General features: G+C 36.2%; 18 protein-coding genes. 3 read left to right on the top strand and 15 right to left on the bottom strand.

Annotated features, from left to right (window positions below; all coding sequences use genetic code 11):
• Positions 1-97: 97 nt before the first annotated feature.
• Positions 98-895: a S1C family serine protease gene (locus MKY37_RS07940; protein WP_340775705.1), complete on the top strand. Its 798-nt coding sequence runs from the start codon at positions 98-100 to the stop codon at positions 893-895.
• 210 nt (positions 896-1,105) lie between these two features.
• Here the strand turns inward: MKY37_RS07940 and MKY37_RS07945 are convergent, their stop codons facing one another.
• The 3 genes from MKY37_RS07945 to MKY37_RS07955 form a co-directional block, all read right to left on the bottom strand.
• The gene (locus MKY37_RS07945) at positions 1,106-1,870 is read right to left on the bottom strand and encodes a hypothetical protein (RefSeq protein ID WP_340775707.1); all 765 of its coding nucleotides are present in this window, start codon (positions 1,868-1,870) and stop codon (positions 1,106-1,108) included.
• Positions 1,871-1,897: 27 nt separating this feature from the next.
• A complete protein-coding gene (locus tag MKY37_RS07950) occupies positions 1,898-5,719 on the bottom strand; it encodes a DEAD/DEAH box helicase (protein ID WP_340775709.1) in 3,822 nt (1,273 codons plus the stop codon).
• 207 nt (positions 5,720-5,926) lie between these two features.
• Positions 5,927-6,490 carry a YhcN/YlaJ family sporulation lipoprotein gene (locus tag MKY37_RS07955; protein ID WP_340775712.1) on the bottom strand — a complete coding sequence of 188 codons (564 nt, stop codon included), beginning with the start codon at positions 6,488-6,490 and terminating at the stop codon, positions 5,927-5,929.
• Positions 6,491-6,628: 138 nt separating this feature from the next.
• Here MKY37_RS07955 and MKY37_RS07960 point away from each other — a divergent pair, with 138 nt between their 5' ends.
• The gene (locus MKY37_RS07960) at positions 6,629-7,798 is read left to right on the top strand and encodes a M20 family metallopeptidase (RefSeq protein WP_340775715.1); all 1,170 of its coding nucleotides are present in this window, start codon (positions 6,629-6,631) and stop codon (positions 7,796-7,798) included.
• Between the two features lie 83 nt (positions 7,799-7,881).
• On the opposite strand, the gene MKY37_RS07965 is transcribed toward MKY37_RS07960, so the two are convergent.
• Genes MKY37_RS07965 through MKY37_RS08010 form a run of 10 tightly spaced genes read right to left on the bottom strand, consistent with a single transcriptional unit; the run spans position 7,882 to position 19,427 of the window.
• Positions 7,882-8,832, bottom strand: a complete 951-nt coding sequence (locus MKY37_RS07965) for a GNAT family N-acetyltransferase (protein ID WP_340775717.1) — start codon at positions 8,830-8,832, stop codon at positions 7,882-7,884.
• A 27-nt stretch (positions 8,833-8,859) separates the two neighbouring features.
• On the bottom strand, positions 8,860-10,455 hold the full coding sequence (locus tag MKY37_RS07970; protein WP_340775718.1) for an FAD-dependent oxidoreductase: 1,596 nt from the start codon (positions 10,453-10,455) through the stop codon (positions 8,860-8,862).
• A gap of 30 nt (positions 10,456-10,485) precedes the next feature.
• A complete protein-coding gene (locus MKY37_RS07975) occupies positions 10,486-12,177 on the bottom strand; it encodes an alpha-glucuronidase family glycosyl hydrolase (RefSeq protein ID WP_340775720.1) in 1,692 nt (563 codons plus the stop codon).
• Positions 12,178-12,213: 36 nt separating this feature from the next.
• On the bottom strand, positions 12,214-13,197 hold the full coding sequence (locus MKY37_RS07980; RefSeq protein ID WP_340775721.1) for a Gfo/Idh/MocA family protein: 984 nt from the start codon (positions 13,195-13,197) through the stop codon (positions 12,214-12,216).
• Positions 13,194-13,934: a hypothetical protein gene (locus MKY37_RS07985; protein WP_340775723.1), complete on the bottom strand. Its 741-nt coding sequence runs from the start codon at positions 13,932-13,934 to the stop codon at positions 13,194-13,196. The genes MKY37_RS07980 and MKY37_RS07985 overlap by 4 nt, the downstream gene beginning before the upstream one ends.
• Positions 13,909-14,772 (bottom strand): sugar phosphate isomerase/epimerase family protein, encoded by an 864-nt coding sequence (locus MKY37_RS07990; protein WP_340775725.1) that lies wholly within the window; start codon positions 14,770-14,772, stop codon positions 13,909-13,911. Before MKY37_RS07990 ends, MKY37_RS07985 begins: the two co-directional genes overlap by 26 nt.
• A 13-nt stretch (positions 14,773-14,785) precedes the next feature.
• The gene (locus MKY37_RS07995) at positions 14,786-15,766 is read right to left on the bottom strand and encodes an acetylxylan esterase (protein WP_340775727.1); all 981 of its coding nucleotides are present in this window, start codon (positions 15,764-15,766) and stop codon (positions 14,786-14,788) included.
• 28 nt (positions 15,767-15,794) lie between these two features.
• Complete coding sequence (locus MKY37_RS08000) at positions 15,795-17,360, bottom strand: FAD-dependent oxidoreductase (protein WP_445323026.1); 1,566 nt, start codon at positions 17,358-17,360, stop codon at positions 15,795-15,797.
• Positions 17,361-18,413 (bottom strand): Gfo/Idh/MocA family protein, encoded by a 1,053-nt coding sequence (locus MKY37_RS08005; protein WP_340775729.1) that lies wholly within the window; start codon positions 18,411-18,413, stop codon positions 17,361-17,363. It abuts the gene before it with no gap.
• 18 nt (positions 18,414-18,431) lie between these two features.
• Positions 18,432-19,427: a zinc-dependent alcohol dehydrogenase gene (locus MKY37_RS08010; RefSeq protein ID WP_340775732.1), complete on the bottom strand. Its 996-nt coding sequence runs from the start codon at positions 19,425-19,427 to the stop codon at positions 18,432-18,434.
• A gap of 165 nt (positions 19,428-19,592) precedes the next feature.
• On the opposite strand from MKY37_RS08010, the gene MKY37_RS08015 reads away from it, so the two are divergent.
• Positions 19,593-20,948, top strand: a complete 1,356-nt coding sequence (locus MKY37_RS08015) for a GTP cyclohydrolase IIa (protein WP_340775733.1) — start codon at positions 19,593-19,595, stop codon at positions 20,946-20,948.
• Positions 20,949-21,145: 197 nt separating this feature from the next.
• Here MKY37_RS08015 and MKY37_RS08020 read toward each other — a convergent pair whose 3' ends face one another.
• Positions 21,146-21,949: a carbohydrate ABC transporter permease gene (locus MKY37_RS08020; protein WP_340775736.1), complete on the bottom strand. Its 804-nt coding sequence runs from the start codon at positions 21,947-21,949 to the stop codon at positions 21,146-21,148.
• 27 nt (positions 21,950-21,976) lie between these two features.
• Positions 21,977-22,855 carry a carbohydrate ABC transporter permease gene (locus tag MKY37_RS08025; RefSeq protein ID WP_340775737.1) on the bottom strand — a complete coding sequence of 293 codons (879 nt, stop codon included), beginning with the start codon at positions 22,853-22,855 and terminating at the stop codon, positions 21,977-21,979.
• Positions 22,856-22,912 lie beyond the last annotated feature (57 nt).

Raw genomic sequence — 22,912 nt, forward strand, 5'->3', positions numbered from 1 at the left:
AATATACCCATTTCAATTATTTATCAATGGAAATGATTTCATTGTATAATTAGGTATAATAGAAAGTATAGATACGCTGGAATGAGGATGTGATGGAATGGATAAGAACCAGCCAAATGGTGAGCTTGAGGAAATTAGTGATGAAGAATTACAGATACTAGTTCTGGAAGCACAGCGAGAGGCACTTGAAAAAGAAGCATTAGAAAAAACGAGACCAAAACTTAAGCGACCTTTTCCAAGATGGATTTTTTGGACAATGGCTTTCGTCTTATTCGTCAATACATTTGCGATGATTTTTCAGATTTATTCCATTCCAGCCATTGAATTTATCAAAACCTCCGCTAGGTTATCGGCACAGGAAGATATTGCCCGATATAAAGAGGCTGTTGTTGTTGTATTAACTGATGATAGTAAAGGAACTGGATTTTCTATCTCTAGTGAGGGAAAGGTCCTCACCAATTATCATGTAGTGGAGGATAATAACAGCGTAGTAGTTGGTTTTCCTGAAGCGGGACGTTTTAATGCAGATGTTATACAAACCTATCCATCTATAGATCTTGCAGTATTGCAAGTCGATGAAGAAGACTTGCCTTTTCTAGAGCTTTCAGAAAATCCATCTTATGAGCTAGGTGATCCTATCACTTTCATAGGCAATCCACTAAAATTTACAGGCATTGCGAATGAAGGATCATTAATCGATTTTCATCAATTAACTGATTGGGATGTTCCTGTGATGATGATGGAAGCACCAGTATATAGAGGAAATAGTGGAAGTCCTGTTTTAAATGAGGATGGACAAGTAATTGGCGTCGTATTTGCCACATTAGATCATGACGAGCATGGAAAAGTCGGACTTTTTGTACCGATTGAAGAATACTCTAGAGCACAAAAATGATTGCAGAAAACCCGTTTAGCACTGGAATGCTAAACGGGTCTTTTCATGTTGCTCTCGTATACGAGTGTATCTCTCTCGTTCAGGCTAGTGTTGCTCTCGTATGAAGTTGAATCTCTCTCGTATAGCCGTTGCTCTCTCTCATATAGGACCGAATCTCTCTCGTTCACGGTAGTGGCTCTCTCGCATAGGAGCGAACTACTCTCATAATAATCACTTATCCAGACCCAAATATTTCTCCCGCCAAACAACTCGTTCTCTTTCATTCAACTCATTTTCTAGTGTTTCATCCCATTGATCAAGAAATGTATTCCATACCCTGGCGTATAGAAGATCCTCTGATTTATTGTGCAAAATAAACTCAAAGCAGGGAACATCATCCACATATAATTCAGAGTTGGATACAATTTCAGAAACTACTGTTTGAAGGTCACCATCCACAGTTTCCATCCCACTTGTTTGGAGGGCGTCTACTAGTACCGCATCTTCCCACTTTAACCTCACCTTTTCCTCAGAAGCATAACGATATAGGTTCAGTGTTTCCTCGCCGTCCAGTGCTGGTTTTATTTCACCTTGCAAAAAACTACTATGACTTGGGCTATAAAGTAAATTTTGACTTCGGGCATCTAGTTCTTCTTCAAATATTCCTTCTTCCAGTTGATTGCACCCTTTTTCTGTCAGCGTAAATATTTGGTTTTTTATTTCGATTAAACGAGTTCTCTTCATAATATTGATCAAGTCTTCCATAAATAGCTGCTCTACAAGCAATAATTCACTGATTTGTTTACCACTTGTTAATTCTGCTTTTTGGCATGTTATCAACATCATTTTCATGAGAACATCCATTTTAATACGCTTTACAGGTTTGTATTCCACTTCAATTGTATGAAGTGGAATCGTCCATGCAGTGGACGAAACTATTTTAGCTTGTACATTTTGTTGTAATTCTTTTTTTAGACGTTTTTCTAAATCAATCATATTAATATACTCCTATAGCTAAAAACGTTATTTCTTACCGTCTTTCTGAAAGTTAATCAGTCCGTTATTACCTTTTACAATTTGAAGCAAACGTTCATACATTTCTCTAGAGGTTCTTTGTTTTGCTCGTTTTGTGAACATATGGGAGCTTCCTACTAAGATAAGTAGCTCTCTTGCTCGTGATAATGCAACGTTTAAGCGGCGATAATCATTTGCAAATCCAATATCTCCACTCTTTTCTTGATTGTTTCTTACCATACTTAAGAGAATGACATCCATTTCCATCCCCTGAAACTTGTCTACAGTTCCAGTTCTGAAGGTCAAATGTGATAAGTTAGCTTGTTGTTGGATAAGGCGGTCAATTCGTTTAACCTGTTCTCCATAAAAACTAATGACCCCAATACTTTTACGTTCATCTGGATCCATTCTTCCTTCTTTTTTTGCATTAGCTGTAGCATCATTCAAATCGATTAGTACATCACGGATAGCATCTAACTCTGCTTGGTTGAATCTACTTTTGCCATCCTTCATACGTTCTTCAAAATATGGTTTTTCGCTTGGCATATCTAGCCATAGCAAATGGTCTTTTCTTTTCACATATCTTGACTCAAGTAGATGATCACGAGCAGTATCTGAGTCGGCCAACCCGCATTGTAGTCGATAATTTTCTTCCTCATAAAATGGAGTGATAGTCTCCATTATACTTTCATGCATTCTATATTGAATTGCTAGCATCGTCTTGCTCGTCTTTGGTAAATTTTTGAATAAACGTTCGAATAATGATTCCTTCAAAAGCTTTTTCAATTCGTCTTTTTCTTCTAGATTATCACTTTCTTCTAGTATTGCCTGAAGTGTTTCATCTAGAGTGTCCTCACCGACTAGTGGAGGAAGCTGATGATGGTCACCTACTAAGATAATCTTCTTACCTTTTAACATTGGTAGTAGTAATTCAGGTGGTGTTGCTTTAGAAACTTCATCTATAATAACTACATCAAAAACAGGGTAGTTTTCCATAAATTCTTTACGAGCTGATGCAACGCATGTTGTTCCAATTACATTGGCATGTCGAACATATAGCTTACGAATTTCATCTAAATCGTGGTCATTTGCCTCTTTCAATAATGAGTACCATTCATTTTGAACTGTTTGTGTGATTGGAAGATGATCCTTCTCTAAGTGAAGCTTTACCATTTCCTCTTTAGTTCCTTTTATCTCTTCCACTGTTTTTTCGAGTGCATGCTCAGGGTTTTGAAGTATAATTTCATCTAAAGCTTTTAGTATGCGCTCCTGCTCTAAACCATCTGCATTCACTTGTTTAGTTTTTAGTTCATTGTCTTGGAGAATTGCTTCAATCTTCACAAGTTCTTCCGTTAGCTTCTGAAAATGACTCTTTTTCATTTCCAGTTGTTCTATATAGTTTGTAACGGTTTCTAACGTTTTTTTCAATTTTACAATAGAGCCTTCCATCTCAAACTTTTTGTCTTTTAACTCTGATGAGGATGAGAGTGAATCAACTGTATCTATTTCTGGCTGTAGCTGATTCACCGTTTTCTGCAGTAGCTCTAGCTGATTCTTTTGGCTGATTGCCTTATTGGCTAATTCATTTTTGAGTTGTTGAAGAGCTATTGATTCCCTGCTAGTATCACTAACCAGCTGTGTTTTAATCGTTTGAAATTTTGTTATAGAACTATTTTTCGCCAACTGAACGGCCGATTTCTGCTTCATAACAAATTTCTCTCTCACATAGAGACCTTCTAGTAAAATCGCTAATTTCTCCGTCGTCATATCGTCATCACCAGAAGTCATCATATTCTTCAAACGATTCATAAACTGATGAATTTCTTTTATCGTATAAGAGGAATCAAAAAGAATACCACTTCTTCCAATATTATTTCGGACATTTTCCACAGAAAATTTGTATTTTCGAAGTAGCTTTTCTACGTAATCTATTGCAGCTAATAAGCGAGCATTTAAATCCTGCCAATCGGCGAACGTTTTAATATGATCTATTAGTTCATCTAATTCAGCTATTTGCTGTTGAAGAAATATTGAAAGTTCCATATTATATTCCGCCATTTTACTTTTAAGCTGATCAATTTTTCTAATAGAATCTATTTCTTTCTGGAATAACTCTAGATGGTTTATCTTCACTTGTGTACTTTGATACTTCTTCCTAGATTCTTCCATGGATGTTTCCATTTCACGTAAGGAATCTATTGCTTCTCGGTAAGAAAGGAGATCTTGTACTTCTTTCGTCTTTAATAGTAGCTGATTTACTTTTTCTAACAACTCACCTTTTGAAGGATTTGATTCGATGAATTGTACCATATCGTTAATCTCGTTGGATAAAGCTTCTGACTTACCTCGTTCTTCTATCACATTATTTTCTAACTGTTCACGGTCTTTTTTTAATGAAACTAATTCTTTTTTAAGTTTTTTTATTTCTTCTATTCTTGTATCATGCTCTACTTTTGCTTCCGCTTTTCGTTCAATCGCTTTTTCAAATAATAATTGTTCCTTACTCAATTCCTCAATTTGACGCTTACATCCGGCTATTTGTTCAAGAAGCCGACCTTCTTTTAAGGTTTGCTCGTCTATTTCTTTCTGTAAAGCAGTTAAAGTCTGTTCTTTCCAGTACTGCCCTACATTTTCTTCGATAAATTTCTTGCCTTCTTCTTCAATACTTTCTGTCCTACCGAATCGTAAAATACGAATTTCTTTGTTTGAAAGTAATCTACTAAGGGCATTGTCAACCGCCAAATTAGATTGAGACGCTACGAGTGTACGTAAGCCTGCCTTGGCATTTTGCTGACATATTTCAGAAATTACTGTCGTTTTTCCTGTGCCAGGTGGACCTTGAATGACATACAAATCCTCTGCAGTCATCGCACCAATAACTGCTTCTTGTTGAAACTCGTTTAGCTGATTATGAAATTCTAATTCTTTACGCTTTGCGTTAATACGAATGGTCGGGCGATCTTCAAATAAGATTTTTTCGAGGTTGGGATTGGCAGCGAATCCATTTTGCAAATCTTCAAATCCCTTTCGAAGACGCCTAATTTGGCTAAGGGATGCAAAATTACTAAATACAGCCTCTTTCGATTTAGGATTCCACTGGTTTTTTCTTGCGAGTTCTCGAAATTTGGGTTTGATCTCTATTTCTATCGTTTGTTTTACTCGATCTGATTTCAAAATATCGCCTACGTCGTTTTGGAATCCTTTTAACGTCACACTAAGACCTCTTAAATTTTTCCATTCGTTCGCATTCATCGTGCAGCCATGCAATGTCATACGACTAAAATCCGCATTGAAAATAAGTTTAGAATACGGACTAGTTACATCTGCAATATCTGCATTACGCTCTTGAATCTTCAAGTAACCTTCCCAGCTAGAAATTCGCTTTTTCACATACTCTGAACGCTCTTCTGCAACAGGAAGATCTTGAATTTTAGTGTGTAGTGTAAGTGGCATTCCTGCTCCATTATTTCTAGCAGTAACAAAAGTCAAATCAACCGGAAGACGACGATTTGTTCGAACGGGAACCCTAGGACCTCTAACATGAAGACTAGTTGCGAGCAAACCATCCTTTTGTAGTATGCATTCCATCACCACTACTCGATTATCTACTTTTTCTGCTAGCTTAATGTTTGTTACATTATCAAAATATATGGAAAGTGACGTATTCCCATGATTATTTACTGGGCGTTTTTCAATATGTACCTCAAAAGAACTCTGTATGTTAAAAAAGGCATGTTCATCAGTTGACCATTCCTGAATTCCTTTGCGTGCCTTATTTGTAATCATTAAGTTGCAGCGCATCGTTTTAACTAAGGTTGTTGATTGGCTCATGAACAAACCTCCTTTTTAATCGTAGTTTAGACAAATTAGTCTAACTTATATATGTTATCATTTTTACTCTGAAAATTGCATAATCCAACTTAACTTTCTTTTCCTGAAACTATTTCCAGGATGTAAAAGCATTTATTGAATTGAAATAATATATAATAATTCCGTGAAAAAACCGACTCCTTTTGGGAATCGGTTTCTTCATAATAATTACTTAGCTTGGTCTGGAAATACTCTTTCCACAGTATCTGTAAATTCATCGAAGAATCCTTCCACTGGTTCATCTGCTCGAATTCTGTCTCCGTAGTCTCTAAATTGCTTAGTAAAATCGGGATTTGCAGATACATAAACATTATTAAATTCCGCATTTTCAGCTTTTGCTGCATCTGAAATTTTAGTTTTTATTTCTTCCGTCTCTTCAGTGCCTTCGCTTAGTTCGACTGCAACGTATGCATTATTGTCAGTTACAAGCACACTTGCCGATTCTACTTCCTCTAACTCTGTGATTTTATCGGCTACTTCATCCGCTACTTCCACATTTTGTGACTCTGTACCGTTTGTTGCGCCATCATCACCTGTTGTTCCATCATTACCTGTTGTTCCATCATTTGTAGCGTCATCATTATCATTCATGCCTTCATTTACCGTATCCGTGTTTTCTGTTGCTTTATCTGCGTCGTTGTCTGTTGCCTTATCGTCATTATTATTAGTTCCGCAAGCGGTCAATAAGCCGATGAGAAGCATCATAAATACTAATTTCAGTAATTTACTCACTTTATTTTTCCTCCTTTTGATTTGCTATACAAATAGCTTGGTCTTTTTAAAGTGAATTATGCGTAAGTTCATTAAAACTGGGCCAATCTTTGATATAATTTATTTAATGAAAAATCAGAAAAGGGGAGATTATTAAAAATGAGTATGGATATTATTAAGCAACTTGAGGAATCATACGATGAAATGGTCAATATTCGACGTTACTTACATATGCATCCCGAAGTATCATTTCAAGAAACCGAAACAGCAAAATATATACAAAAGTTCTATACAGATTTACAAATACCCTTCCAAGCAAATGTTGGTGGTAATGGGGTAGTTGCTCGAGTAAAAGGCGCTTTTCCAGGTAAAACGGTTGCTTTACGAGCAGACTTTGATGCCCTCCCAATACAAGATGAAAAAAATGTACCTTATAAATCGACTATTCCAGGTGTCATGCATGCATGTGGTCACGATGGACATACTGCTGCATTACTCATACTCGCTCGTACGTTAAATGAATTTAAAGAACAATTGACAGGCGAATATGTATTTATCCATCAGCATGCAGAAGAATATGCTCCAGGTGGTGCAAAACCAATGATTGAGGCTGGTTGTTTAGATGGAGTAGATGTAATTTTCGGTACACATTTATGGTCTCAAACTCCTCTAGGAACTATTGAATATAAAAGTGGTCCCATTATGGCGGCAGCAGATCGATTTTCTATCACTGTCCAAGGGAAAGGTGGTCACGGAGCAAATCCGCATGACACAAAGGATTCTATCGTAGTTGCCTCTCAATTAGTTGTAAACTTGCAGCAATTAGTGGCAAGACGAGTAAACCCTACTGAATCTGCAGTACTTTCTGTCGGTTCTTTCATAGCGGATAACGCATTTAATATTATTGCGGACACTGTGAAAATGACCGGTACTGTCCGTACATTTAAACCAGACGTTAGAAATTTAATGGAAAATGAATTAAAACGTGTTATAGAGGGTACATGCTATACAGCAGATTGTTCTTATTCTTTCCTATATGAAAGAGGCTATCCTCCAGTAATTAATCACAAAGAAGAAACAGAGTATATAGCAGACATTGCTAGAACAATTCCAGGAGTTAAAGAAGTGAATGAATCTGATTTATTGATGATCGGAGAGGATTTTGGTTATTATTTAGAAGAAATACCCGGTACGTTCTTCTTTACCGGCGCTATGCCTGAAGGGGATGTATTCCCTCACCATAGTCCTATGTTCGATTTCGATGAACGAGCAATGTTAGTAGCGGCGAAAACGTTGGGAATGGCTGCGATTAACTTTCAAGTAAAATAACAATAGTACAGTAAAATCCCAGAATCTCTATGATTCTGGGGTTTCTTTGACCTTATAATATAAACTTCAGCATTTTCCAAGTATTATTCCTTATCCTTTAGATAAATTCCATACTTTTTCCACGGTACAAAATCAAGTTGCCCATAAAATTCCAGTAAATTAGTCCAGTCAATAATGATAGTTTCTACTTCTCTTTCCTGCAGATAAGCCATGGCAGCCACCACAACTTCCAATCCGTAACCCTGCTTTCGCTCGCTTGAATCAATACCTAATGGTCCAATTCCACCAACCTCTTGTTCAAAAAGAGGACTCCAGTAAACGTTTTGTGCAATTGATGGCGATATGGAATCATTCATTCTACAAAAACCAATGATGCTTCCATTCTTTTTTGCCACAACAAATTCTCTACCTATCCCACCCATTTCAAAGTATTTGATCGCCTCATACTCCCATCTACCGGGAAAGCACCTAGCTAAAAAAGATAAGAACTCTTCTTTTTCCTCTATTTGCAGTACAGAAAAGGATGCCGAGCTTTCATTTGGGAATGGATATTTTTTTACCAGATGATTAATCAAATCAAATGCATCCAGCTTTTTGTTATATCCAAATTTCTCAACCCATTTTTGTACGTCGGGATAAACCTCAGGAACTCCCGGAAAATAGTGAAAAGGGTCTCCAGCAAGTTGTATTACTTCCGCTCCACTTTCTTTTAAAGCAGCCTCCGCTTGTTCCAATAACAAGGTTCCTATACCTTTTCCTCGATAAGCGCTGTCCACTAAGAGAACTTGAATCCATCCCTTTTTGAAATCCATTTCAACCTTCTTTTTTTCTTGCCATTTTTTAGAGACTACAAATCCTATTACTTTGCTATTATCGTCAACCGCTATAAATGATCCTTCCTCTAAAACGTTAACATCCTCAAAGCTATTTTGAACAAATAGTTCCTTGCGCATAGGGAAATGGGTGCTCAATTCTTTGTTCCAAAGTGCTACCAATTCATCGATATGATTTCTATTCCATGCTATTAGATTCATAACAGCCTCCTTTCATCAAGCATTCAATTACTTATTCGCAAAAGTCTCTTCCATTCGTCTGATTGGGTCATCTTCCATCTCCATACTCCAACAGATTACCTGCTTACAGTTTAGTAATTCTTGTTTTAATATTTCATAATTTACATCTTGAACAGATGTTTTATGTTTGATGGCAAGTGAGGCTGCGATTGCTGCAGACTGCCCTAAAATCATAAAAACCGGTTCCATACGAATAGAACCATATGCAATATGCGAGCTGGACAAACAAACCGGAACTAAAAGATTAGTGCATTCCTCTGCTTTTGGACGAATGGATCGATACGAAATTTCATAAGGTGCGATCGGTACCTGCACATCTCCTTCATTTACACATCTGCCTTCAATAACTACACGACGACAATTATGGGAATCCATATGAAAGGAAGCTAAGCCGATAGAATCGTTTATCAATTCTTGTTTTAAACAATTATGATCCGTCATAACATAATCTGAAATCATTCTTCTTGCCTCTCGAATGTATAGCTGATGTGGCCAATGTCCTGTTCGTTCAAACTCATCCTTCGGCAATCCCCAAGCAGAAACTTCATCTCTTATTGTTTTTGGAATTTGAGGGTCATTAGATAAGAAATATAACATTCCAAGGTCGTAATTCAGATGGTCTTGAAATATAATTTCTCGGCTTTCATAGTCCCCTTCTGGCCAGTCATAATTCATCCCAATATTATCGGTAGAAACGGCTCCATGATTATTCAAATCGGACTTTCCATTCGGGAGTATAGTATGCAGTTTCATGGCATCCCAAATACCTGCTTTGATATACCTCAGAAGTAATTGATAACGGTTTGGTTCGTAGACAGGTGGTTTAGGAAACGGAACACGATTTGTTGCATCATTCGTTAAACAGATACGAAAGTTATAAGCCTGAATTCTATGATCACCTTGTCCTTGAAAGCCCAGTGAATCTTGTTTGCTTTCTGTGATACCTGGTAATAGTCCGGTTTCCGGCTTACCTTCCACGATATATGGATCTATCCATTTTTCAAATTTATGATGCAGAGCACCGAACTGTACTCCATTATAGATTTCATTATAGGTAGCATTTGATTCTCGACCCACAAAATAAGAAACTCCTGCAAACGCAAGCAAATCACCCTCGTATGTACAGTCTAGAAATACTTTACCGCAATACGAAGTACCATCCTCCATCACTATTTCCGATATATTTTGATTAGTTTTCTTAACTACTCTTAGATGTTGTCTAAAATTAATCGGAATATCATACTTTTTTATCCATTGTTCAAACACTTGACGCGCTACTTTTGGTTCAAACTTCCACTGCTTATCCTTACCGTAATACTTAGCAATTGCATCATAAAATTCTTTTGAGAGTCCGCCGATTGCATTCTCTGCACCAAGATCAGTTGCCCCCAACCCACTCACCGTCATCCCACCGATATTATTACTGAATTCCGCAATAACTACTGTTAGACCCATTCTTTTAGCTTGAATAGCAGCAGTAATACCAGCAGGTGTCCCTCCATAAATAACTAAGTCTTTTTCGATAACGGATGGGCTTTCTTTTTTTTCAGTTGGCACGTAATAATGTAGATTACTAAAATCCATTATTAAAACCTCCATTTGCCACTTATGTTTTCACTGGACTTTGCTTCCCCACTCTTCGGAATAGTTTTTGTTTATCAACCGAAGATAATAAATATAAAATAGAGTCATTTCTCTCGGTGTAAAAGAAGAATAATTATCTTTTGTTTGAATGGCTATTAATGGTTCTATATCAGATAGTTCAATAGCAGATAAATAACTATCTGCTGCTTTTAATTCAGTTAAAATTTGTAAGGAAGATGCTGATTTATCCACCTTTTCGGAGTCTACAACTCTTGCTGGAAATAACGGGATATTCCATTTTGAATATGGAGATATTAAATTCTCTAAATCTAAAAGCATCTGTTGAAAAGCTTCTTTTTCTTCCTTAAAAACAGCGAAGTATTCTTCCAACACCACTTCATATTTCTCGCCCCATGCAACACGCGAATATAGATAATTATTCAAATGATGAATCCACTGCCATGGATAATTAGCACTTACTTTATGATTTGTTTGTTTTTGGTGCACTGGAACGATTAAGTTTAATACACCTTGTATTTGCAATTGCTTATAATCGTGTAAATCACTCGCTATTCTAGTTAGAAGCGGTGGAAATAGTTCACTTAACATGAAATGATCACTGTAATATTCTAAGACAGTTAGTGAACGTCCTTTCATGCTTGTTTGCGTACTCCAATCCTCTAAGGTTTGAAAAGCCCTTACTTGGTTAGGTTCACTAGCATGAATAGAATTGGAGTAATCCCTCCCCCAATAGGCATATAAAACATCTGCCGTGTCAGATACCTTCGTTTCCTTCCTTTCAAGCATGTCCCAAGAAAGTCCGGCATTATAAACTATATATTCAACTTCTACAGCTAAGTTAGAGATATTTAACGACGATTTTAATCTCTCCGTAAATCGAATATAATTTAATAAAAATCCATCGGCATTTTTTTCTTCTATCCCTACATCTTCTGGCCAAAGTGAGATTCTCGAAATTACTTCATTCTCTTTACAAATGGAAATAATTTTATTAATTACTTCATCTTGAAGTGCTATATTTTCAGCAAAGAACTGGAGATTTTCGTAGTTCTCTAAGCTATTTTTCTTATTTCCCTTTTGAATAATGTCCAATAAATACCTTAGACTATGCCCACCTAAGGTAACTTGAACCCCACGTTTTTTTAACCCTGAGACTATATATGATTTAATTTCATCCCATAAGAAGAATGTGAAGAAAAACTCATTTTGACCATTTTTTACTCCCCAATCAATGATGGAATTTATGTATCCAGGTTCATCTATTGTCTCAAAAATATTCCCGCGTCTTCCAAACATCGGCTCATGAATAAATAAGTCCAAGTTTATACCTTGTGATTGCTCTAATATTTCTTCTCTATCCAGGTGGATCCATTGATAGCCGAAAAACTTTCTACAATACATATATGCACCATATAAGATGGATCTCGGCTCATTTCCAATAATCCACAAATCTTTACCAGAAGAGACGAATGCAAATCCATCCGAATTAATATTTACTTTATTTTCTTTCGAAACCATTGCACAGTATTGAGTAGTAGTTATTAATATAACTCTAAAATCATTTTCATTTGCTTCTGTTTCAGTAAGAACACTTTGATCATGAACGGAGCTCTTATAGCCGGCTTTTTCTATTAATCTTTTTAACTCTTCAACAGCAAATAGAATAGTTTCGTGATTTTGAAAGTAAATAATTTTATGCACAATTATTAACACCTTTCTAAACAGATGGTTGCCTTTTTATACATCGTTTAATATTACCGCCTTTTTCAACTCACTCGACTTATACGCAGCTAAAGCAACTTCTAGTGACTTTAGTCCATCGAATCCCGTTATAGAAGGTTCTTTTCCTTCTTTAATGCAATTTACAAAATCCAATATCAAACCTAAGTCCATATCATTACCAAAGAAATGGTGTTCCAGTGATTTCTTCCCGTTAGAAAAAATCCTAAAATGTTCTTTAAAGGCATCAACCTTTACCGTCTCTTTCGTACCAATCACTTCAATTGTGACATCTCCCCAGGTCGGAAATTCAGCAAAGCGAGACCAGCTTGAATCATGAGAAGCAATTACACCACTTTCAAACTCCAAGGTAAGCAAACCTGCATCGTCTATGTCAATATTATGGAAGTAAGAATCGACAATGGATTTGACCTCCACGACTTCTTTGTTTAAATACCAACGCATAATATCAACCATATGCACCGTATGATCGAGCACAGCTCCCCCGCCTGATTGTTCTATATCAATGAACCACCCACCAGGATTTTGCCCACGGTTGGTTGTTCGAAAAGCTAGTATTTCTCCTAACTCCCCTTTATCGATCATTTCTTTTAACTCTTGTATAGGTGAACTAAATCGAACTGGATAAGCTATTTGCAAAGTAACATTATGCTCTTTGCAAACATCAATCATCTCTTGTGCGTCTAATACATTCGTTGCAATCGGCTTTTCGCACAAAATATGCTTCTTAGCTTTGGCTGCATTTATCACCATTTCTTTGTGTCGACTGTTTTCACTACAAATAATAACCGCGTCCATACTTTCCTTGAGAAAATCTGATTGATTAGAATAATGCGGGACATTATATTTTTCAGAAGCTTCTCTGCCTCTTTTAATATCTTCATCAAAAATAGCAGCTAACCCTACATCAGGAATTTTCTTTAAACAATCCGCGTAGCTATAAGCATGCATATGTGCAAAGCTCATTATTCCAATTTTCATAACCGCAACCCCTCATCCATTAGTTTTTGGAAGTAATCTAATCGGGTGATTATTTTTTCGTCAATTACTTTTGCTGAGGATACTAGAGCATCTACCGAATAGGTTAGTGGTAACAGCGTTCTATCATTTGGATGTACAGGCTTCATTTGATCACTATCAAATTCAATGATATGTTTTATACCACTCCATTCGAGCTCAATTTTCTCTTGGTTACCCGTTGTATATTCAATATGTGCCATTGTTCCTAGACCAAAATCTATCATAATAATGATATGTCTTGGCATTAAGGATAGTCTCGATTGTTTAAGATGAATATCCTTTGGTTCGCCCAATAAAGAAGTAATTACATACAAATCTCCAACAATCATTGAGAGAATACTTTCTCCCTGAATTGTTCGTCTGTATCTAAAAACACCACGTGGATTAACTTCTTTTTTGATTATTTCAGTAAAACTTCTAAAGAAAGGTAAAACTTCTAACTCAAAGTAGATATATGTTCTACTATTCAGATAATTTTTGTTATACAAACTGTACGGTAAATAAACATTCCCATTTTTATTTATAACTCCATTTACATTATTAGCAGTTGCAGCTATTACATAGCTAACATCCTCATAAAGATTTTCTTGGATTTCGTCAGGTGAATTTGAAATGGTTACTTTTTTTATGGGAAGGTGTGAGTCTATTTTATTTAAATCACCTAAAATAATATTAGCGATGATTTTCGCCCCCTTCATCTAATAACTTTCTTAATCGATTGATGGCTTCTTCATTTGCTAATCTTGCATCTTCCAAACCCTCATACTCTATCGATAACCATCCATCGTATTTTATTTCTTTTAGCCCATTCACAATATATTCAAGATTCACTTTGCCATCTCCTGGAATTACTCCGATTAGTTCTACTCCTTCTGTTGAATGGAAACCCTTCCATTCTTCACCTTGTTCTTTTTCCCGAAAATCTTTGAAGTGAACATGTATTATGTCATTTTTCAATTGTTCAAAAGCTTTTGTTGGACTCTCATGAACAAGTAAAAAGTTCCCCGTATCAAACGTCGATTTGACAAATGGACTATTAACTTCTCGAATAATATTATTAACCTGAGAGCTTTTCCCAGCTAGTAACCCATGATTTTCAATAGCCAAATACACTCTTTCTTTTTCTGCCACTTCGGCACATCGTTTTAATCCGCTTACTATTAACTCAGCACCGTTTTTAAACGTTAAATTTTCATGGAGGTCTCCACAAAATACTCGAACAATATTAGTTCCTAGCTTTTTGGCAATTTGAATACCTTCTAAAACTTTAAGCACTTCCTTATCTTGTTCTTCCTTAGAATCCTTAACAAAGTTATTCGAAACATCATATGCAGATACTTTTAAATTATTTTCTTTCAATGCTTTTTTTACTAGCTCTAGCTCTTGATCTGGTTGTTCGGGGTTTGCCCAGTAAAAATCTAGTAATTCCACGCCATCTAAAGAAATACTCTTGGCATAATCAATAAAATTGATTACTGACCAATTTTCCTTCTTTATAGTAGAAGCTAAACTGTACATACTTACACTAATCTTCAACAGAATCCCACCTTTAGGTAGCATTCACCAAATGTTTCATGATGAATGATAATTTGTTTTCTTCGTGAAATGGATTGTTCTCATGTGTAAATTGCGGATACACTTCTATCCTTTTATCAATAGTTGCTAAATGATTATAAGCAGCAAACACTGTAGATGGTGGGGTTACTGCATCCTCTAACCCAATCGTCATTAATGTAGAACAAGTAATCGCATCACAGAAATGAACAGAATCTATATAACCCAAAGTTCGCATTACGTTTTCATAGGAGTGATACTGAGGATCAGAAAGTTTAAAGTAGTTCACAATCTCCATATACGGTCCTAAATTCGCCACTTCTAATGCACGTTCAAAATGTGAGATAAATGGGTAGTCCGCGATAACTAGATCAATATCCCCAGCTAAAGCTGCTAAACTTAGCGCTAATCCGCCTCCCTGCGACGAACCTGTTAATCCTAACTTTGTCACTGCTACTGGAGCATTATCAGATTTTATCCAACTCACTTGCATAAGAAGATCTTTATAAACATTTGTATAATAATAGTTCGCTGGATCATGAATACCTTGTAGCATCCAACCAGGAGTTCTACTACCGTTTACATATTGAGCAAAATCAGGAGAAGTACCTTGACCACGTACATCGAATGAGTATACGGCAACGCCTAAGGAAGTCCATTTCAAGAAATCAATCGGCAACCCGCAACTTCCGGTATAACCATGGTGGTTCATAATAACAGGGCAATTTTCGACTGATTTTGGTTTTATTAAAAGCCCCTTTAAAGGGGTACCATCCCAACTTTCAAAAGTGATATCAGCTACATCAACTGTCGGAACTGGGTAATTCCTCCAATCTACACTTACCTTCGGAAAAAGAGCACTTAGCTCAATCTTTTGTTTCTCCCAAAACCGCTCAAAGTCAGTAGGCTTATAAATAAGATTAGGTTTATATCCTTTCAGTACTTCTAGCGGAAAATCTCCGATCTGTCTTCCCATTTTTTATCACACGCCTATCATTCAATATCTAGATTTTTTGATAAAATGACTCTGGCCACTCTAATTCAAAGCCGTCCACCCTAAGTCTACTTTGGAATTCTGCTAACAATCGATTATTTTCTCGAACTTCTCTTGGTGTTGCATCATTTTCTAAACAAAATGCTACTAATGCTCCACACGCCTCTCCAATATTCCATTCGGTTGGGTGCAAACGATAGCAACCATTAGTGATATGTGTAGTACCAATATTCTTACATCCAGCTAGTAGATTATCTGTAGCTTTTGGAATGATAGCTCCAAGTGGTATATGGTAAGGCAATGCCTTTATATCCAGATACGATCGTCCGGACATACTCGGATGCAAATCAATGCTATATGAACCTATTCCAATTCGATCATCATATAACTTCCCTGTACTTCCTTCATTAAATACCGGAGAAACGTCTTGTTCGACAATTGTGTATTCAGCTTTAATACGCCTAGATTCTCTAATATAAGGAGCTTTCGCTAAACCATCTTCCGTTTCAAAAACATCTTTACGTAACTTTAATCCTGGATACCCTTTGCTCCCATCAGGCCTAGGTGCTTCCGTTTGCAGCCAATATAAAAGCGACAAGCTTAGTTGTTTAGCTTGATAGATATTTTTTTCTCTTTCTTCTATTGATACGTTATAAATATTGCCTAAAAAGTAATCATTTTGAGGCCAATTCATTAAACTAACATCTTTTGAGTCATTACGCGTGTAAAACTGGTTTTGATCATAAATTCGTCGATACTCCCAAAGTGGAAATCCATTTTCTTCACCGAAGAGAGTATATTTTCTTTTCTCTTTCGTTATAGGATGAGGTGCAAAGAAACTTAAGTATTTGTCTGGCCAAATACTTGGTCGGAACTCCCTCCAAAATGAATACATTTCTGGTTTCTCGATCACATGATTTTCTCCATCTCGATTTTCCATGGCAAGTACAAAGGTAAAAGCTTGAACATCACAAGGATCTGCTACATCTAAAGCATGTGGTTCATTGAAATCACTTTTTCCTTCTGCTCCAGTTACGTAGTCAAGATTTGCAAGTGGAAGTAAATCACCAGACTCTGTTGCATCTACAAAATATAAGGCTTTAAACGTTTCTAGTTTACCTGTTATCAAGTTCTCCGCAGAAACATCAAATAGTTTTCTACCTTCTCTATTCACAGCTTTCACTACAGTATTTAACTTAATGGTTAGCAGATTAGTCAATACAAAAGGTAGAAGCATTTCATTTAGAACCTGCACGCTTACTCTTGGATCATGACAAAGGTTACTAACTAAACCATTCCCAGGGTTGAATCGATCACTTGCCTTTTTTATATCCATACTTTGCGCATAAAATTCTCGTACTTTTTTTCGATACGATTGGTATCTTCTTGTGGTACCAAACTCTTCTATCCAGGGATGCTCATCAGGAGGCACTCCTTGTGAGGTTACTTGCCCTCCAATCCAATCTGTTTCTTCTGTTAATAGTACACGCAGTCCTTTTGCACATGCAGATAAAGCTGCTGCACAACCACCAAGACCTCCACCTACAATGACTAGATCTATCTGATACATATTCATTTATAAATATATTTCTTTCCCTGTACTTGCGGATTCATATACTGCACTTAACATTTTCATCACTTGGACGCCATCTTCAACTGGGGCAAGTGTTTCTTTTCCTTCTAAACAGCATTCAACGAAGTGATTAATTTCGTTTGTAAAGGCACCTACAAAATCAAAACTTAAATTATCAATTTGAGGAGTCATGTTTAATATAGTATTATTTTTCTCTGTCACCATTACTAACTCTGGTTCTATTTCAGCTCCACCCTTAACACCGAACAACTTCACATAGAGCTCATCTTCTTGTGCATGCAGCGTGAAGCTGACATCTACGTATAGGGAAGCACCATTTTCAAATCGAATGAGCGCATTCGCTAAATCCTCTACATCATTTAACGTAGAATCATAATCAGCAGCCTTATAAAAAGATAAATTTTCTATATTGCTTCTGTTTCCTAACTTTGAATATGCATTCCCGCTTACTGACACTGGTCGTGGTTTCCCCATCAAATACCAACAGATGTCTATCATATGCACACCTAAATCTATTAGTGGCCCCCCTCCTGACTTAGAGCGATCGCTGAACCAACCTCCTGGATTCCCTAATCTTCTTATACAAGAGGCTTTTGCATAATATATTTCTCCAAGCTCATCTTGATCGATAAACTGTTTAAGAAGTTTTGTATTACTACCATGTCGTCTCACAAAGCCAACCTGTAATTGCTTACCGGATTTCTTTACAGCCTCTTCCACAGCCAAAGCCTGTTCCACTGTCGAACTTAATGGTTTTTCAACCAACACATGCTTCCCTGCTTCTAACGCTGCAATAGCCATTTCCGCATGAGTGTTGTTCCAAGTGCAGATACTTACAGCATCTACATCTTTGTTTTGCAGTAAATCATTATAATTATTATATAAATTTGTAACTCCATATTTTTCACCTGCTAGAGTTAGACGTTGTTCATTACTATCACATAATGCTATCAATTCAGCATCCGGGTTTGAAATATATGAATTTATATGAAACTCTGATATAGAGCCTCCCCCAATTACTCCAACTTTTAACATATTATTTTCCTCCCTCTCTTAATTGTTATAAGCAATGATTTTCGTTACTGCCTGTTTATTTATCAAATCCTCATATGCTTGAGGTGCACTATTAAAATCTACTATTTCTGTTATAAAGGTCTGAACATTTATCCGGTTTTCGTTTACTAAACGAAGATACTCAGCTACATTTCTACCTTCCGTCCAGCGCACATAACCATACGGGTAGTCCAAGGCTTGCAATTCATACCTCTTGTCATAGCGGCCTGGTCCACCAGCTCGAGAAATTAGGATTTGTGCTTCTTTAGCGAACATTGTTTCACGAGGGAAGTCTGGCTCTATATCTCCTACAATTACTACCTTCCCTTGGTTTTTAATCCAACTTAAGCTTTGATGAGTGAGTGTTGAACGTTTTCCACCCGCACATAATAAAACTGCATCTGCCCCATTATTATGTGTGGCTTTCATCAGAGCATTTTCCATATTACTTACCGAAGAAAAAGAGCTTATTCCATCCGGTTGCAGCATACTTACTCGCTCTTCTGAAATGTCTAGTGCAATAACATTAAAAGCAGCTGCATTGGCAATTTTAGCAATCATTTGTCCTAGTAATCCTAAGCCTACAATAACTACTGTTTCTCCAAATTCAAGTTTTGCCACTCTTAAAGCATGAATGGCAATTGCACCAATCCCGGCTAAAGCGGCCTGTTTAGGTTCTACATTCTCCGGTACTTTAGCACATAATGTAGTGGGTACTAAGAGATATTCAGAATGCCCTACGTATGGTGCACCGTAACAAGCTACTGTATCTCCCACCTGATATTCTGTTATATCTTCTCCGCATTCCTCCACTATACCAACAGCACTATACCCTAAAGAGATTTCCTTATCCTTACTAAGACTCACTAATCCAATCTCGGTACCTGGAGAGACCGCGGAAAATAAAGTTCTTATTAGTAAAAAGGAAGGTTTGATTACCGGACTTTCCCTTTCTAAAATCTGTACTACACCATTACTTGCAACGATTGATTTCATTTCGCTCACTCCTTAATGGGAGAATCGTTTTGTGATTTCCTTTTACAAAATAAACACACTATACACAAAATAACATTTATAATATTTTGACAATTTAATACAGAAAACTTAAGATAGATTAAATTACTACTCTCCCAAATTAGATTTCGAATAGGAGGAATAGGTGTGCCTAGTAAAAATACATTAAATAATACCTCCGACATTAAAATCGGAATTATTGGACCAAAAGATTTAGTGAATCAAACAAAAGAAACTTTAAAGTCTTTCCCAAATTTCACCCCCGTTTTCCGTTTGGTTGAACAGGATAGCCAAATTCATGAAATTACGAAAGAATTAATAAATGATGTTGAAGTTTTAATGTTCACTGAATATCATGCGTATAATATCGCCAAACAACTTGTAGAATTTAAAATCCCAGTACATCATATGCCTTTAATGGGCACCGGACTTTATAGGTCTCTATTTCTTATTAAAATTGCATACCCTTTAACTTGCTTGTCTATCGATACTTTTGATAAGAAATATATTGAACAAATTTTGTTAGAACTTGAAGAAGTCAATTATGATTTACTCGTCTATAAAAATAATACTTCTAGCTCTGGAATTTACGAGATTATTAAATTCCACATAGAAAACTACCGAATACACAACTCTATTGTTCTGACGGGAATACAAGATGTCGCTAAACAGCTAGACAATCTTCAAATTCCGTATCAATGGGTAACACCCACACAACAGGATATGATTGTATCTTTTGAACGAGCTTTGTTAGCAACTGATACTAGAAGAAATAAAGAATCCCAAATTGTATTTGGATTAATCAATATAGATAATTTTAAAAATATCACCGCAAAATATTCGTCTGAACATGATGTGCAATTATTAAAATTGAAGTTGCAGCAAATGCTACTTGAGTATATTAAGATGTTGGATGGACATCTCATCATCCTTGGGGGCGATGAGTATTCTTTTATCACTACTCGTGGTATTTTCGAGCGTGAGACAAGAGGATATAAGTTTATCCCTCTTCTACAAGATGTTAAAAATGAGCTTGGTGTTACTATAAGCCTTGGTGTAGGCTTCGGTCGAACCGCTACTGAGTCAGGAAACCATGCAAGATTGGCACTTCGACAATCGCTCGATTTAGGTGGAAACGTTTGTTACATCGTACGAGAAGACCAAAGTGTTTTGGGACCAGTAGATATAACAACCTATAAACAATATGAACGATATGATTTGGCGATTACCGACCCCCAATTACTTGATAAAGCCGAAAAAGCTGGAATGTCTGCTTCCTATATGACCAAGCTTATGGCTCGTGTTTCTAGGCATAAAAAAATTGAATATACCGCTCAAGAGTTAGCTTCCACACTTAATGTAACAATCAGAAGTGCAAACCGTATTCTCTTAAAGTGGACTGATGCGGAATTAGTCGATATTGTAGGTGAGGAAAAAGTCACTCATAAAGGAAGACCTCGCCGAATTTACCGTCTAAGTTTTATTGAAGAAGAACAACGATAAGCTTGCAGATTCCAATTGTGAGGTGTTTCATAACCCCTCTTCGGTTTAATATAAACTTTAAATAATATGATTGCTTACGTTAGTGCAACTATAAAGCGTGTAATTTCTATTGTTTCATCTAAAAGAACTCTGGTATTTCTACCAATATTTTTTTAATGGTTACGCCACCTTAAATTCCAACATTCATTCGTTCGGGTTTATTTTAAGCCTGACATTTGAATTCCTTCTGTGAAAAATCTTTGGAAGAATAGGAATATAAGAAATGTCGGTATGAAGGAGACAGCTGAACCAGCCATTTCAATACCAAAGTTTCCTTCTTTCCCTAAAATAGATGCCAGCCCTAGTGTCACAGGAAACATTGTTTCTTGGGTCAAATATATCAATGGTTGGAAAAGATCATTCCAGTTAGAAATAAACGAAAAGGTGCCGACCGTTGCAACAACAGGTATAGATAGAGGTAAAATTATTTTAAAGAATACTTGAAGATCATTAGCACCGTCTATATAGGCTGCTTCCTCTAAATCGTTTGGTATCCCTTGTAAAAATTGCCTTACTAGAAATACCCCCATGATTCCCCAAATTTCTGGTACGATCAGTGCCCAATATGTATTGATCCAGCCAAAATCGGAGAACATAATGTACTTAGGGATGATTAATAGTTGCTGTGGAATCATAATAACTCCCATGAATACCCAAAATATAAACTCTCTTCCTATAAAATGCTTCTTAGCGAAGATATAGCCCAATATTGCACAGAATAACATTTGGCTCAATACAGGGATTATCGTGATAACAACAGAGTTCCATATCCAGCGTAAGAACAGCCCATCACTCAAAATATATTTATAGTTTTTTAATGTAGGCTCATCAGGTATCCAAAATAACGGATCTAATTGCGCATATTCAACATCTTTTAAAGAACCTAAAACCATAATGATAAAAGGCATTAAAAAACAAAATCCTAAAACAGTTAAAGCAATATATGAAATTACTTTTTTCATTATTTTTCATCCTCCTTTCCCAGAAAATCAATAATGATTTGATTCCTTACCAAGATACCTTCTCTGTACAAGTGAAATTATTAAAATAATAAAGAATAAGACATATGACAGCACAGCTGCATAACTTAAGTTAAGACTTGTAAATCCTTGAGAATATAAATAATACACAATAGTAGTTGTTGCATAATTCGGTCCTCCGCCAGTTAACAAATACGCAGAATCGAAAATTTGAAATGAACCAATTGTAGTAGTTATCGCTACATAAAAATGAATTGGTTTTAATAATGGGAAAGTGACATTCCAAAAAATCTTAATTGGTGATGCTCCGTCAATTCTCGCAGCCTCATATAATTGTCGATCAATGGATTGTAAGCCAGCAAAATAGTAAATCATTGTACTACCAGCTACTTTAAATACACTTAAGCCCGCTAATACAGCAAGAGCTTGGCTAGAATCAGAGAGAAATAGTTGTGGTTCAATACCAACAAATCCAATAATGTAGTTAATCATACCTTCTTCTGAACCTCTAAATAACCAACCCCAAATACCTGCAATGATTACAAATGAAGTGACGACTGGAAGGAAAAATACTCCTTTAAAAAATTTAGCACCCCTTACTCCTGAGTTAATAATAAGGGCCAGTATTAAGCCTAATGCCATGGTTGGAATTATATAATAGAGAGAAAATTTTACCGTGTTCCATATAGCCTTCCACGCCAAAGTGTCACTAAATAAATATTTCCAATGTTTTAAACCTACAAATTCTGCATCCCCTATTACTTTCCAATCCATAAAAGTAAGATAGAAACTCAATAAAAATGGATATACTTGAAAAATAACAAAATGGATTAAAATAGGTATTAATACAATATAAACAATCGCATTTTTCTTCCACTCCTTTTTCATCCTTACGAGAAGCGGCAACTTTTCTTTTTTAGAAGTCAGTGTATTACTCAGTGTAAT

Source organism: Psychrobacillus sp. FSL K6-2836, assembly GCF_038003085.1.
GTDB lineage: Bacteria > Bacillota > Bacilli > Bacillales_A > Planococcaceae > Psychrobacillus.

Coding starts and splice junctions, on each gene's coding strand:
- MKY37_RS07940 (WP_340775705.1), top strand. CDS start 98: ATGGATAAGAACCAGCCAAATGGTGAGCTTGAGGAAATTAGTGATGAA.
- MKY37_RS07945 (WP_340775707.1), bottom strand. CDS start 1,870: ATGATTGATTTAGAAAAACGTCTAAAAAAAGAATTACAACAAAATGTA.
- MKY37_RS07950 (WP_340775709.1), bottom strand. CDS start 5,719: ATGAGCCAATCAACAACCTTAGTTAAAACGATGCGCTGCAACTTAATG.
- MKY37_RS07960 (WP_340775715.1), top strand. CDS start 6,629: ATGAGTATGGATATTATTAAGCAACTTGAGGAATCATACGATGAAATG.
- MKY37_RS07965 (WP_340775717.1), bottom strand. CDS start 8,832: ATGAATCTAATAGCATGGAATAGAAATCATATCGATGAATTGGTAGCA.
- MKY37_RS07970 (WP_340775718.1), bottom strand. CDS start 10,455: ATGGATTTTAGTAATCTACATTATTACGTGCCAACTGAAAAAAAAGAA.
- MKY37_RS07980 (WP_340775721.1), bottom strand. CDS start 13,197: ATGAAAATTGGAATAATGAGCTTTGCACATATGCATGCTTATAGCTAC.
- MKY37_RS07985 (WP_340775723.1), bottom strand. CDS start 13,934: ATGAAGGGGGCGAAAATCATCGCTAATATTATTTTAGGTGATTTAAAT.
- MKY37_RS07995 (WP_340775727.1), bottom strand. CDS start 15,766: ATGGGAAGACAGATCGGAGATTTTCCGCTAGAAGTACTGAAAGGATAT.
- MKY37_RS08000 (WP_445323026.1), bottom strand. CDS start 17,360: ATGAATATGTATCAGATAGATCTAGTCATTGTAGGTGGAGGTCTTGGT.
- MKY37_RS08005 (WP_340775729.1), bottom strand. CDS start 18,413: ATGTTAAAAGTTGGAGTAATTGGGGGAGGCTCTATATCAGAGTTTCAT.
- MKY37_RS08010 (WP_340775732.1), bottom strand. CDS start 19,427: ATGAAATCAATCGTTGCAAGTAATGGTGTAGTACAGATTTTAGAAAGG.
- MKY37_RS08020 (WP_340775736.1), bottom strand. CDS start 21,949: ATGAAAAAAGTAATTTCATATATTGCTTTAACTGTTTTAGGATTTTGT.
- MKY37_RS08025 (WP_340775737.1), bottom strand. CDS start 22,855: ATGAAAAAGGAGTGGAAGAAAAATGCGATTGTTTATATTGTATTAATA.